This window comes from Paenibacillus sp. IHB B 3415 (assembly GCF_000802655.2).
Taxonomy (GTDB): Bacteria; Bacillota; Bacilli; order Paenibacillales; family Paenibacillaceae; genus Paenibacillus_AQ; species Paenibacillus_AQ phytohabitans.
In genome coordinates this window covers 53980-67720 of sequence record NZ_JUEI01000006.1, presented here as the reverse complement: position 1 = coordinate 67720, position 13741 = coordinate 53980, and the positions used below count along the sequence as shown (strand labels likewise).

Genomic DNA, 13741 nt, shown 5'->3' with positions numbered 1-13741 from the left:
GACAATAACTCCCGGATCAAAATATCCGCTGCTGCTGCCGTGTGTATTATTTACAGCTAAGTAACCTATTTTATTACTGGTCGTGTCTAGCAGAAGTGTAAGATGGTCATACGCTCCATTAGCAACAAACTCTTTCGATGTATCAAGACCTGTTGACTGGCTGTTAGATACATATCTTGTAGCGCTATAACTAGAAGTGTTCCAATTAGGTGCTGTAGTTTTAGTAGCGCCTATAAAGGTTAGAAAGTTCCAATTCCCTCCAAAGAGAGTTTTAAATTCTTTAAACATACTAGCAATCGCAAAAACATCTTGAGGATTATTTGCGTTTGGTTCTACAAGATGTCCGTTATTATTTGTTGCAATCGTCACAGCATCTTTAAAAGTCAGGGTAGCAGCCTGTCTCTGCACATATACAAAATGGCGGCCATTATAGGTACGCACAGATGTCTTCCCATCGGTCAATGGTGCCCCTGGCGCTACATTTACTGTTACGCTCTGGGTTTGCCACACAGCTTTTGTAAATGTCAAGTTTTGAATAACAGTCCGAATATCTTCATACGTATTCCCATTTGAAAAATTGAACACTCTATTTACAGATGTAGATTTGTCAGTCACAATGCCGCTAATTTTTATGCCATTAATCAACTCGGTGATACCACTTGGAATAGCTCCGACAGTAATAGATCCATTATTTACTGCCACAGTAAAGTATCCCCCTGCTCCATTCAGGGCACCTGTGCTTCCAAATGTAGCATTGGACAGCTGATAGGTGGTTTCGGTTACACTAACAGGAGTACCAAGATCAATTGTAGATGTTGCAGCGGCTTTTACTTCTAATGGATGAAAAGGCATCATTGTGAATACCATAACAATTGCTATTAGAACCGATAACATTCTTCGATTTTTTAATTTCATATTTTGTGTATACCTGCTAACGAAAGCCTATAGAAAATCTATAATTGCAGATTTCTTTCAGTTATGCAGGGTTCTCCTTTCTTCTTGACAAAGTTTGTATATCCCTTCTAACTCGGGCGCTTCTGCACACGCTGGAGTACAACAACCGTTCTTTTTCTATTCCGCTTATACTCCCCCCTGCCCAAAGAGACTTCAAGCCCCTTGATCCTATATCTTGATATAATCTACTTTCTTTCGACAGGTGTGATCATAACAAAAGGATCTTTACAGAATCTCTACAACTGCTTTGCATGCTGTTTTCGCTCAACGGCTGCTCGGACAGTTCTAATCATCCATTGTCAAAATTCCGATAATATTGGTGTAACAAGTCGAATCTTGCCAAAAAAACAATGCATACATGTTATGGAGTGTGAAATACATGAAGATCATGCTGGTGGATGACGAAGCGCTGGTGTTAAACCAGATTCGGCGGATGCTATCGGGATATCCCGGTATTTCGGTAGTCGGCTCGTTCGGGAATGCGCGCGAGGCTATTATGCGAATGCCGGAACTTCAACCGGACGTCGTATTTTTCGATATTCACTTACCGGAAATATCAGGGATCAAAGCGGTAGAGCTGACACAAGAGGCTTGTCCGGAAGCTGATATTGTATTTGTAACGGCATATAGCGAGTATGCTGTCCAAGCTTTTGCGCTGAATGCGGTCGATTATTTGCTTAAACCGTTGCATCAAGCACGTTTGGATCAAACGATACAGCGGCTGATGCAAAAAAGAATGCATAAGGAAGATGTGCGCTCAACAGCGCCTTCCCGCATTCTGTGTTTTCGGTCTCTCCGTTTTCAGAGCAGCGGCGGGTCTCCGGAAATACCGAAATGGCGCACGGCAAAAACGCAGGCTCTGTTTGCTTACCTGCTGCACCAACGCGGCAATATCGTCCTCAAGGAGACCCTTTTGGAACTGCTGTGGCCGGAGCTTGATGTGAAGCAGGCGGCGAATCAATTGTACACATCGATTTATCACATTAGAAAGTGCTTGAAGCAAATGGGCATCGATGCTCCCATTCACAATATTACGATTCAAGAAGGCTACATACTCGACACAAGCCGCATTCGGATTGACGTGGATGAATGGGAAAACGGTCTGCGGCACTTAAGCGGCATAAATTTGACCGATAGTCATTCCGAGCTGCGGCGGTTGATTTCGCTTTATGAAGGGGACTATTTACCGGAAATTGGTTATGGGTGGGTGGAGGACGAACGTGAAAGACTACGGAAGCTATGGTATCAGAATGCCCGTTCATTAGCCCGATTCTATGAGAAAGCCATGATGCAGGAGGAAGCGCTGGCGATGTATGAACGGATTCAGGAGGTGGAACCGTACAACGAAGAAGATGGACTTGCGCTGATAAAGCTGTATACGGCAAGCGGAAGGCACCAAGAAGCGGAGAGGCACTACCATAAGCTGGATCATCTGTTTTCAAACGAACTGCGGATCGGCTTGACCGATAAGCTGGTAGACTGGTTCGGACAAGCGAGAAAGAAATTACCCACCGCATACAGGAACTGAGGCAACCATTAAACCGCCCATCAATTGCGGGCTTCATCCAATCCGTTAAAGACTGCGGCTGCAACAAAATCCCCTCCTAAGGTAAATTGTTGTTAATGTCACCTTGGGAGGGGGATGCGGATTGACAATGACCAATGGAATGCCGTGCTGGAATTGTTCTTTGGCGGAACCTTACCCAGTATATAGAAGGTGCTTTTTTCATTTAAACCTCAAATTAATTCATTACAGGACAATTTACATTGAAAAGTATCACAAAGCTTAAATAACGTCTCCAGCTTAATAGTCTCTAATTGGGTTCCTCTGTACAGCTTATTGATGGAATTTCGGCTTAGTCCTGATTTCTCCATTAATTCGCCCTCCAGCTATTATGAACAAATTTCATCACATGGTTAATTCGATCTTTTATTTACAATATCCTTTTTCTAACCGGGGTACAAAAAAAGGGCTCATTCAACTGAATGTGCCCTTTCATTGTTAATTGAAAAGTATCACAAAGCTTAAATAACGTCTCCAGCTTAATAGTCTCTAATTGGGTTCCTCTGTACAGCTTATTGATGGAATTTCGGCTTAGTCCTGATTTCTCCATTAATTCGCCCTCCAGCTATTATGAACAAATTTCATCACATGGTTAATTCGATCTTTTATTTACAATATCCTTTTTCTAACCGGGGTACAAAAAAAGGGCTCATTCAACTGAATGTGCCCTTTCATTGTTACTATGGAAACCGAGGATGGGGTCGAACATTTGGATATGCAGCTATGTTAGCAAAGATGTTAGCAAAATTATTGAGCATGGTTTGCGGTTTTAGACATATGCAGTCCTACCCCCTATTACAAGACTCATTATGCGAATAACAGACAGAGAACTTAGCAGACTGGATTGCCGGCCTGCCCAAGTAAACCAGTCTTGAGATGTTAGTAAAGCAGCTTAGTTCGCATCACTCATCCACTTATAGGTTACTGCCGACTTGGGGGGCAACGTGTAATCGAACGTTTCCGATTTCCAGCGGACCGTAAAAGCCTGCTCTTCATTACTGGTGTTGGCGGCAATCAGCACCAGAGAGGCGTCCGGATTCTCGTAGGCCACGGTCTCAATCCGGCCGCTGTATTGCGTGGATTCAATCCGGACTGCTCCCGGGCGAACGAACTTGCTGGCGTGTCCCAGTGCATAGTATTCAACGTTTTTGCCTACTTCTCCCGTCGAAGGATCAATCGTCACAACACCGCGGCAATTCGGGCAGCCGCCATTCTCGGGACCGCCCTCGTGATCAAGCGCCAGATTCCAGAGAAGCACGGTTTTCGCCCAGTTACGCGGGGAGCCGATGATCAGATTGGACATATCCCAGCTGAGGTTATCTCCGAAGTCACTGTTCCACTCGCCGCCGCTGCATTCCGTGAAATAAATATTTTTATTTGGAAAATCTTCATGTACCTGGCTCATCGCATCCGGCGTTCCCGCATAACAATGAAAGGCTGTCCCATCCGTATATTCGGCGGCTCCGCTGTCTCCCAGTAAAGTGCCGGCATATTCGGCGGCCTCGTCCCAGTTATGATCGTAGCCTATCAGCTTCGTACTAATCCCTTCAGCTGCCAAGGCCGGGCCCAGATAATCCCGGATAAAACGCACCTGCTCCTCGGCCCCCATACTCATGCTGGGATAATCTGCTGTCGTGAAGCCAGGCTCATTCTGAATGGTCATCGCGTAGATGGGCAGACCTTCTGCTTCATAAGCCTGAATGTATTTTACAAAATACCGGGCATACGCTCCATACACCGCCGGATCCGTGTAGTCGAGATACCATCCGTTCAATGTCTGTTCCCCAGCAAACTTCATCCAGGCCGGGGCTGACCAGGGCGTTCCCATCAGCTTCATTTGGCTGTTCTTGCGTTTAATCTCATGGAGCAGCCAGATGACATCCGTATCCTTTTCCACCGAAAAGTGCTCCAACTCGTAGTCCTTCCCTTCCTCCACATCATCATATGTATAGCTGGCGGACTGACCGTCTGACGTCACGGAATAATCCGATGCGCCGATGGTATGCCTCATAAAACTTAATGATATACCAGTATCAGTAAATAACTCCTCCATCAGCTGCTCCCGCTGCGCTGCGGACAATTGCTGCTTGATCAGGTAAGCGGATGAACCGGTTGCCGCCGCACCAAAACCATCCATCGTCTGGTATCGCTGTTCAGAATTGACGTCTATAGTCAGCTTCTGCGTATCTTCTGAGGTTGCGAAGGCAAGCGGCTCTTTGGGCGTCAACAGATTGGACTGATCCGCAGTAGTCAGCCACAGCTGCACCTTGCGGGCAGGCTCTATCTGACCAGAGAACCGGAGCACCAGCACAAGAATAACCACTGCCGTGATACTGCCTGCTGCGATTAGGAGCTTTATAGGTTTACTCATTGTTTTCAACATAGCGTACCGCCCCCTTTTAGCAATGCAAGCCGTAATAACTTAAAACGGGAGAACAGCGCTGCTCCGGATAACGGGAGAAGCGCTGCTCTGCTGTCTTTTACGGTTTTATTAAATAAATAAGGCTGTCTTTTTCGTAAAATAGTTCATTTTTGGAACAGCCTGTATGAATCAGTTTCCTTTAATTTGGATGTTTCCTTTGAGGCGGATATCCTCCGATGAGCTGCCTACATAGATCGGCACGCTGCCGCTCGGCATTACCCATTCCTGCTTACTCTCATCCCAATACGAGAATGCTTTGGCATCCAGCTCAACGGTTACCCGTTGCTGCTTGCCTGCTTTTAAGTCCACTTTGGCAAATCCGGCCAGTTGTTTCTCTGGTGTCTCCACTGCTGTTGGCAGCTTTCCTGCGTACACCTGAACAACTTCCGAACCTTCCACCTTGCCGGTGTTACGCAGATTGAGTGATACTTCCAGCGTTTGAACATTGGTTCTGCCAGTGGTTTTAGATATCGTTTTGAGATTGCTGTATCCAAAAGTAGTATAAGATAGGCCATGTCCGAATGGATAAGCTACATCCAGGTTTTCTTTATCGTAGCCACGGTAACCAACGAAGATGCCGTCAGAGTAATCTCCCACCCCATTTACGCCCGGGAACTGGGCTGCGGTGGAAATTGGGGTAGTCTGTTCATTCACCGGGAACGTTACCGGCAGCTTACCTGACGGATTCACATCGCCGAACAGGATACTGGCTACCGCATTCCCTTGCTCTTGACCGGCATACCATGCCTGCACAACGGCCGGCACCTGATCCTGCCAGTTATCCATTTCGACAGCACGGCCGCTCATTTGTACAACAATGGTGTTTGGGTTGGCAGCCGACACTTCACGGATTAGCTGCTCCTGATTGTTCGGAAGCTCAAGGTCGGAGCGGTCAAAATAGCCTTCACTGTCATACGTACGGGTTACGATAATTGCCGTGTCAGCTTCCTTCGCCGTCTCTACCGCCTTCTGAATCAGCGGGTCCACCACACCGGCTGGCGGGGTCCATCCGAAACGTACGAAGCCGCCATTATCGTTGCCACTCATGTTCTCCCAATCTGTACGGTACTCAATCTTCAGTTTATGCGCCTCGCCGGCAGTGAGCGAAAGTGTGAACGACGTTGTATCCATCGTCTTTCCTTCATTCTCAAACAGAAGTTTGTCATCCAAGTATAGCTGGCTGGAGCCGCGGCTGGTCAGGGAGAACTCATATTCACCTGTCTTGGGTACAACAATGTTTCCTGTCCAGCGTGCTGACATCATTGCATTCAGGCTGGTAGGCAATCGGTCAAGCTTGGGAGATTGGGAATTAAAACCTTCATAGTTATAGAAGCCAAGATTCATATTGACTTGTTTGTCTGTACGAACCACGGTCGGCTCGCCTTCCAGCTTAGTATTGGTAAAGTATTCACCGGTCAAACCATCTCCGATGTTACTGGAATCTCCGGAAGGTGCAAGCAATGATGAAGGTACGGCATCGGGTCCGGATACGATATCCCCAGCAGAAATCGGATCGCTGCCCGGTGCGTAGTTGACGGTTACTCCGTCACCCACGCGAGATTTAATACCTTCAAGCGGACTGACCGTGTAAGTCGGATTTACAAGCGAGCTTCCGCCACCTGCAGCGGAGGCATTATCCGCATCAGGACCGATGACAGCCACCGATTTCAGAGACGCGGAGTCCAGCGGAAGAGTCGAATTGTCATTTTTCAGCAACACCATAGACTGCTCGGCAATCTCGCGGGCAATTTCGCCATGCGCCTGTGCGGAAATCAGATTATTCTCAACAGGCTTATCGAACAGCTGTTTTCTGAACATCTGCACCAGAATCCGTGTAGCCATTTCGTCAATCTTTGTTTCAGTAATTTCACCGTTATTCACAGCTGTTAAAAGTTCTGCTCCCCATTTGCCAAAAGGCTCTCCAGGCGTTTCCAGATCAAGTCCGGCCAAAGCTGACTTGGTTGTTGACTTATTGGCGCCGTAATCGGACATGACGAACCCGTTGAAATTCAGTTTATTCCGCAGGACATCTGTCAGCAGCTCCGAATTGTCACAGGCTTGCACACTGTTGACGTAGTTAAACGAACACATTACAGAACCAAGGTCCGATTGTTCAATGGCTGCGGCGAACGGCCGGGTATAGATTTCCTGTATGGCCCGTTCACTGACTTTCACATCCGTAGTGAAACGCTCCGTCTCCTGATTGTTCATCAGATAGTGTTTGGCAGTAGCGATCACCGGAAAGCTCTGAATTCCTTTGACGTAAGCCGCCCCCATTTCGGATTGCAGCAGCGGATCTTCTCCCAGGGATTCAAAGTTTCTGGAGCCCCAGGGAACACGTGCAATATCGAGGCCGGGCCCTAAAAGTACGTTATGCGTAGAGTTGAACGCTTCATCTCCCAGCAGCTCTCCATATTTTTTGGCTGCTTGCGCATCCCATGAAGCTGCCAGCGCAATCGGAGCCGGCATTGCGGTTGATTGTTTGTTCTGTATATCGGGATTGGCGATCCGCACCCCAGCCGGACCATCCGCCATTGTAAGTGCCGGTATGCCGAACTCTTCGTTGCCCGCATTATAGAAACCATAATAATTGTTTACATTCCCCGTAATAAAATCAACGGTGTCCTGCAAATCCATGGCCTCCAGCAGCAGTTTGGTGCGGTCTTCCGCAGATAATGCGGTGTTCATCCATGGCTTATTCCCGTTACTCCCGGCCTCAGCTGCGCTTGCAGTCTGAAACGGGGACAGCAAGACTGCTGCCGCAAGGGTAGATTGCATGACTCGAAATGCCCATTTCCTCTTCTTCATCTTCACTAAAACATTCTCCTCTTCATTCGCAGTTCACAGCCTGCGGTTTTTGTCTGTATGAAGCTGTACTCCAGTTGCGGTGGCAATGCAAGGTTTGGAGTGTGCATGGCTTCAGCGGGCCACTCCTTGTGCCCTTTCCAAGGTTAACGTGCCATAGGGCAGAAAACACCCTCTAAAACAAGGTAAATATATCTTTATTTTGTCTCAATTAACTATAATTACAAATTAATCGAAACTTACGAACCTTGAATTCTGGAAATGAAGGACTCCAATACAGAGATTTGAAAGAACTGGGACTTTAGTCATATCAATATACATTAAATATAAGTTTCGGAAATAAGCGCTCATTTTCAGAAAATAAATAAGCAACACACAGCAAGCATAAGCGGATTAGGCGGCCCGTCTTCTGTTCACAGCATTCACTCGGTTTCCTTTAAAACCAAGTCATTGGTCTCTGCTTCAAGGCAGGACGAACGAAGCTTTTTTTGGGAGTAAGTCAGGATGTCATCCGCTTCTTTTAAAATATCACACCGAAATATTGAATTTTTTGTCATAAATTAATCATTAAATATTAAATTTTAGAAACTTTTCATCTGTTATAGTTACAATTTCGTCACTTATAGGCCGTTATACCCCCACTTCTTACTTCATCGTGTATAAAAACACAGAATCCATATTAATCTTGCATGTGACTGATGAGTCATTATCCTGATTAGTGAATTCGAGGTTTTTTTTGACTATGCGCACAAACTGTATCAGTAACATACAAAATACCCCGGAGCTCTCCAAGACAGTGCCAATCAGGAGATTTCCAGGGTAGCTCGAGCATTTGTTAAGGCTATAAATCAGACTGCACCGAATAGGAGGAGTATATTTATCCGGATAAGTTAGGACAGCGAGTTAAACCCGGCTATATTACACAGAACTTTATAAAAAAAGATCGCATCCCCTCAATTCTACATGAGAGTCATGCGATCTTCTCCTCGGCTTTCTCCTCCGGAAAAAGGAAAACAGTGCAGGAGAGAACTTGATTGAAGGTTCTTCCCTGCACTGTTATAAAACCAAGGTTTTTCGGAAAAAACCCTTATAAATCAAGGATGCCGAGGACGGGGGTCGAACCCGTACGGTACTCACGTACCGCAGGATTTTAAGTCTTGAAGTAACCCCTTTAACCCCTGCACTGTTATAAAACCAAGGTTTTTCGGAAAAAACCCTTATAAATCAAGGATGCCGAGGACGGGGGTCGAACCCGTACGGTACTCACGTACCGCAGGATTTTAAGTCTTGAAGTAACCCCTTTAACTCCACATCTACACTATGGAAAGATCGCACATAAATCCTTTACCTATGCGGTTTAAAGGTTTTTTTTCTAAACGCTTCTACGTTCAGAGAATGGGATTTGCATCCATGTTAGCAGAAAAATTTGAGAAGAAGCTTTACGCCATCATATTTTAAAGAATTTGTTTTCTTTGCTCAATTCGAGCACCTTGCATTCTTCTATTAAGGTAGAGTCTATTTTGTCAACTCTCTCCCGTAAAATAGGTACAATATACTGTCCATTTATTTCTTGACAAAGATCAAAAATTGTCTTCAATTGATTAATATGTGTATTTTCAAGCTTATCATGTATTACAAACTTTGGAGAACTTATATTCATTTCTTCTGCAAACTTTATATATGCTAAATCAAAAGCCACTATGATACCTTTTTTCATCCCGGTTCCTACATTGCCTTTAAATAAATCCAACGAGACAGGGAACTTTTTTTGTTCCTTCCATTTATTATTGTAGACAAATAAATATTTTTCTCCATATAACTTCTCACAATAATCTGCAAAATATACATTAAATTTCCTTATTATCTCGTTAATATTATTTGGATCCAATTGTTGATTTATTAATTTGATTTTTTCATGCAAAGTATCTTTTAATGTCTCAGCACCTTCTAATATTTTTATTGACTGATTAATCTCACCCTTTTCTAAAATTAGCTTTTCTATTTTATTATTTATAGAATTCAACTCTTCTAGCATTCCTTCATCAAGTAAATCTATTGTTAAATGTTTATTTTGTTCTAATAACTCATCTCGTTTAGATTCTAATATCTCAAAGCGCTTGCTTTTAGTAGAAAACTGTTCTCTAACAAAATCAATTCTGTTTTGTATCATTTTGTTGTGGAACTTTAATAAATCCTCGAAAGTTTTGTCTACAGTACCTATATAAGCCTCTGCTTCGTTATAGATATAATTAATTTGTTTAGTATTAATATTGCTTTTTTCATTTTCTAATTTTTGAATGTTTGTATTTATCTGCTTAACTTCAAAATTCAATAGTTGCATTTCTCTTTCAACTTCATTAATAGAAGCAATTATTTCTCTTTTATTTTTCAACTCATCCTTATAGGTTTCCATGTAATCAAAATTTTTTCTTTTTGTAGTTAAATCATTAAGTTCACTTTCAAGTAATTGCTTACGCTGTTCTAAAATATCTAGTGATGATATGTTATCATCATGCTGATATAATTTGATTTTTGTTTCACATTCTTTCAAACTTGAAGACAGAGAATCTTTTTCACTTAATAAATCATCCCTTATTATTCTGAAAAGAAATAGATAAATTGTGTCATATGTATCATTTGATGTATTATTCCCTAAATACTTAATCATACTTTCAGAAGTTGTATCGTTTACTCTAACAAATTTTGAAATTAATTGCCTTAGTGTTGGATTATCTTCTTTCAAATTAAATAGAATAGATTTTAGTTCACTCCAAAATTCACCTTGAGTATGTTCCTTACCATTAATTATCCGTTTTCCATTATTAAATAATTGTCTTATAATGCTGAATTTCTTATTTTTTTCACCATTTTTCTGATCAATCAGTATTAATTCTGCTTCAACTTTGTGATCAGCTAAAAATTTCTTTATTTCAAGGTTTTCACTTTTAGTATCTACATCATAGTATAAACTTCTAACTGATTTAGCTCCTAAGCACAAATCAATTATTTTTATTACAGTAGTCTTACCCACGTTATTGCCACTATCTTCAGCTAAGTCACTCGTATTATCTACAATTAAACTTAATCCCTTAAGGTTAAATGAAATATCTCTTATAATTTCATTTCCCAGCTGAGTCTTTCGTACAATTAATCTATCAATTAGCATAATTTCACCTTATCTTTTTCAATCTCAATTAGTGATAACATATATAACCAATCTAAAGAGTAATAAATAAAATCAATGTATAAGTTCTCATCAATTAATTGTTTAGTCTTTTGATAAAGTTCATCAATAGATATATGATCTTGTTTCTTCAATATTCCCAAAATAATTCCACCAATATAATATAGTGAGTATTTTGGTTCTCGATCTATATTTACTATCATTTATTTCACCTTCGGCTTCTCCAATATCTTACATTCAACGAAAGAATAACAAATGATTCTTATCAAACCCATATCAATATCTTCAACGAACAATCTATCTTTACTACCATCTTCCAAAATTCTTTTTTCTAACACTTCCTTTACATAGTCTATAATCTTATCTGCATTCATCCTAATAATATCAATATCAGCAATTTCACTGGTTTTATTTTCTAATAATAACTGTCCTTTGAAATCCTTATAGTGTAAAGAAATGCTATTTAGTATTCTTCTTTTCACGCCCATATCGTTATTGTCAATTATATTAAATGCGTGTTCGCAAATATTTCCATACAAACTGTACTCTTTGATTAAATCTTTGTACTTTATGACATCATTATATTCTATTTTTTCATCTATACCATAGGTTATTAACTCCGATGGGCTTATTTTATATGTCCGTTCCATTTCCTCATCTGTAATGTTAACTAAATCTGCTAATTTTTCAATAAGAACTGGTATTAAAGAAGCATATTTATTAGCGGGTGTAGGATGAATATAAGTAATATCTCCATGTACAACCCCTGCAATCACACCATCATTTTGTCCAGGGTTAGTTAATGAATAGGTCGGTTGTCTATTTATCACGTTGCTGTATTCCTCCTGATACTATTCCAGCCATTACTCCGTCATTGGTTCCTGAATTACTAATATCAATGCTCCCCTTGTTTTTTATATCATGCCTTTGATTATTAGATTTGATATCACCACTTTTTATTTCTGTTAAAATCACTTTTGCCTCATTCTTTGCTTTAATTGCAATAATTGTGGATATTACTGTAGCAATCATTGACACTATACTAATTACTAACATAACTGTTTCCATAAATATGCCCTCCTTATGATATGGTTGTTTTTCACCTTGTAATTCTATCCCCTTTTGGAACTACTTTTTATGGTTCAATAATACTAATATATCCTAGTTTCGACAAGAAATATTTAACAAACCAACCATACATTTCGACTTCGAAAGTAAAATTCACCAAATGAAATATATATTATAACTATGAATTTAACCTTATCGTTATTCGTATCCCCTATTAAACACAAGATAAAATGCTCATATTTTAAATTCAAAATCACTAAGGAGAAGAATAGAATGAATAATACTGTTAATGAAGAATTAATGAACCTTATTAGTCAAACGTTAAACGAGCAGAAAAACTGCTCTTCAATTCAGCAACTAATTGAAAAATTCCCAACAACATCGGAACTAATGGATGTATCAGAGCAACAGTTAGTCTCTATAAAAGGAATTGGTAAAGGAAAAGCCCGGCAAATTACTGCTATGTTAAAACTTGCAAAGGTGCTGACTTTACCTGATCAAAATCAACATATAATTCGTAATCCCAAAGATGTGTTCAACTTACTCGAATCAGAATTGCGTTATGAGCAGAAAGAACACTTTATCTGCCTCTTCCTCAATACCAAGAACCTTGGCATGTCCTTCAAATAATCAGATGTAAAGACCTCACTTAAGTGCTTTTATCCACGGTTTAACCATACTCCGTATCAATTCTCTACTATAAGCATTGAAATCCTTACTATATCCTGTTGAGCCTCCTACCAAAAAATTCTATCGTTTGATTAGAGGTGAAGGGAAATGAACAGCATTGAATCTATTGGGGAAAACATCAGGATTTTACGGTTGAAAACGGCTTCATTCAGGAGCAGCTTACACTAAGTGCAGGGGTAAACACATCATACTTTGGGCAGATTGAACGTGGAGAGAAGAACCCTACGATCAAAATACTAGAACAAATCTCGGCTGCTCTGGAGATTACCTTAGTTGACTTATTGACTTTGTATGATCCGAAGGGAGGTGTGAGAAGCGGTTGCCATCCTTCAGCTTTAACTATAACCCTTGAAACCATTATGCAATGTCCACTAGGGTGCTGCTGGAAACACAAATATGATTATTGAAACCAAGAAAGAAACTTAAAGTTCAATTACTCTTTTACTCATTAAAAATCTTTTCAAAATATAGAGGTAATCTGTTTTCACTATAAAAAAGAGAGCACCTTATAAGGCACTCTCACAACTTCCCGCGTAGCAATTTATTCCTCCGGGCTATACTCAATCAATTCCGACAACTTACATTGAAAAGTATCGCAAAGCTTAAATAACGTCTCAAGCTTAATAGTCTCTAATTGGGTTCCTCTGTACAGCTTATTGATGGAATTTCGGCTTAGTCCTGATTTCTCCATTAATTCGGTAATGTCGTCTATCTGATGTTCAGCCATTAGAATTCTTAAATTGCTTTTCAACAAGAAGTTCCCCTCCAGCTATTATGTATGATAATTGCAGAAACGATTGACCTTATACAATTCCGACAACTTACATTGAAAAGTATCGCAAAGCTTAAATAACGTCTCAAGCTTAATAGTCTCTAATTGGGTTCCTCTGTACAGCTTATTGATGGAATTTCGGCTTAGTCCTGATTTCTCCATTAATTCGGTAATGTCGTCTATCTGATGTTCAGCCATTAGAATTCTTAAATTGCTTTTCAACAAGAAGTTCCCCTCCAGCTATTATGTATGATAATTGCAGAAACGATTGACCTTATAGAG

13 protein-coding genes and 1 tRNA gene are annotated in these 13741 nt (G+C 41.1%); 3 read left to right on the top strand and 11 right to left on the bottom strand.

The features are described 5' to 3' along the window. Positions 1-1333 precede the first annotated feature (1333 nt). Positions 1334-2482, top strand: a complete 1149-nt coding sequence (locus QW71_RS03575) for a response regulator (protein WP_052769871.1) — start codon at positions 1334-1336, stop codon at positions 2480-2482. A 209-nt stretch (positions 2483-2691) separates the two neighbouring features. On the opposite strand, the gene QW71_RS38795 is transcribed toward QW71_RS03575, so the two are convergent. The 9 genes from QW71_RS38795 to QW71_RS03540 form a co-directional block, all read right to left on the bottom strand. Continuing rightward, positions 2692-2844, bottom strand: a complete 153-nt coding sequence (locus tag QW71_RS38795) for a helix-turn-helix transcriptional regulator (protein WP_235441378.1) — start codon at positions 2842-2844, stop codon at positions 2692-2694. A gap of 44 nt (positions 2845-2888) precedes the next feature. Then, complete coding sequence (locus QW71_RS36875) at positions 2889-3083, bottom strand: helix-turn-helix transcriptional regulator (protein WP_047013599.1); 195 nt, start codon at positions 3081-3083, stop codon at positions 2889-2891. 327 nt (positions 3084-3410) lie between these two features. Further along, positions 3411-4901, bottom strand: coding sequence for a glycoside hydrolase family 30 beta sandwich domain-containing protein (locus QW71_RS03565; protein WP_039293344.1), 1491 nt, complete (start codon positions 4899-4901; stop codon positions 3411-3413). Positions 4902-5069: 168 nt separating this feature from the next. Further along, positions 5070-7748: a beta-glucosidase gene (locus QW71_RS03560; RefSeq protein ID WP_039293573.1), complete on the bottom strand. Its 2679-nt coding sequence runs from the start codon at positions 7746-7748 to the stop codon at positions 5070-5072. A gap of 1098 nt (positions 7749-8846) precedes the next feature. Beyond that, a tRNA-OTHER gene (locus tag QW71_RS39685) sits at positions 8847-8927 on the bottom strand. A gap of 265 nt (positions 8928-9192) precedes the next feature. Next, on the bottom strand, positions 9193-10911 hold the full coding sequence (locus tag QW71_RS03555; protein ID WP_039293342.1) for a DUF2326 domain-containing protein: 1719 nt from the start codon (positions 10909-10911) through the stop codon (positions 9193-9195). Then, complete coding sequence (locus QW71_RS42155) at positions 10905-11132, bottom strand: ABC-three component system middle component 6 (RefSeq protein ID WP_039293340.1); 228 nt, start codon at positions 11130-11132, stop codon at positions 10905-10907. Before QW71_RS42155 ends, QW71_RS03555 begins: the two co-directional genes overlap by 7 nt. Beyond that, positions 11133-11759 carry a hypothetical protein gene (locus QW71_RS03545; RefSeq protein ID WP_039293337.1) on the bottom strand — a complete coding sequence of 209 codons (627 nt, stop codon included), beginning with the start codon at positions 11757-11759 and terminating at the stop codon, positions 11133-11135. It abuts the gene before it with no gap. Then, entirely contained in the window at positions 11749-11997 is a 249-nt protein-coding gene (locus tag QW71_RS03540) for a hypothetical protein (RefSeq protein ID WP_039293334.1), read from the bottom strand. Before QW71_RS03540 ends, QW71_RS03545 begins: the two co-directional genes overlap by 11 nt. Positions 11998-12270: 273 nt before the next feature. Here QW71_RS03540 and QW71_RS03535 point away from each other — a divergent pair, with 273 nt between their 5' ends. Together QW71_RS03535 and QW71_RS42150 are read left to right on the top strand one after the other, a co-directional pair. Beyond that, positions 12271-12627, top strand: coding sequence for a JAB domain-containing protein (locus tag QW71_RS03535; RefSeq protein ID WP_052769870.1), 357 nt, complete (start codon positions 12271-12273; stop codon positions 12625-12627). A gap of 161 nt (positions 12628-12788) precedes the next feature. Continuing rightward, a complete protein-coding gene (locus QW71_RS42150) occupies positions 12789-13094 on the top strand; it encodes a helix-turn-helix transcriptional regulator (RefSeq protein ID WP_200905883.1) in 306 nt (101 codons plus the stop codon). Positions 13095-13228: 134 nt separating this feature from the next. On the opposite strand, the gene QW71_RS03530 is transcribed toward QW71_RS42150, so the two are convergent. Then, on the bottom strand, positions 13229-13441 hold the full coding sequence (locus QW71_RS03530; RefSeq protein ID WP_039293332.1) for a helix-turn-helix transcriptional regulator: 213 nt from the start codon (positions 13439-13441) through the stop codon (positions 13229-13231). Between the two features lie 18 nt (positions 13442-13459). Beyond that, on the bottom strand, positions 13460-13684 hold the full coding sequence (locus QW71_RS03525) for a helix-turn-helix transcriptional regulator (protein ID WP_039293330.1): 225 nt from the start codon (positions 13682-13684) through the stop codon (positions 13460-13462). Positions 13685-13741 lie beyond the last annotated feature (57 nt).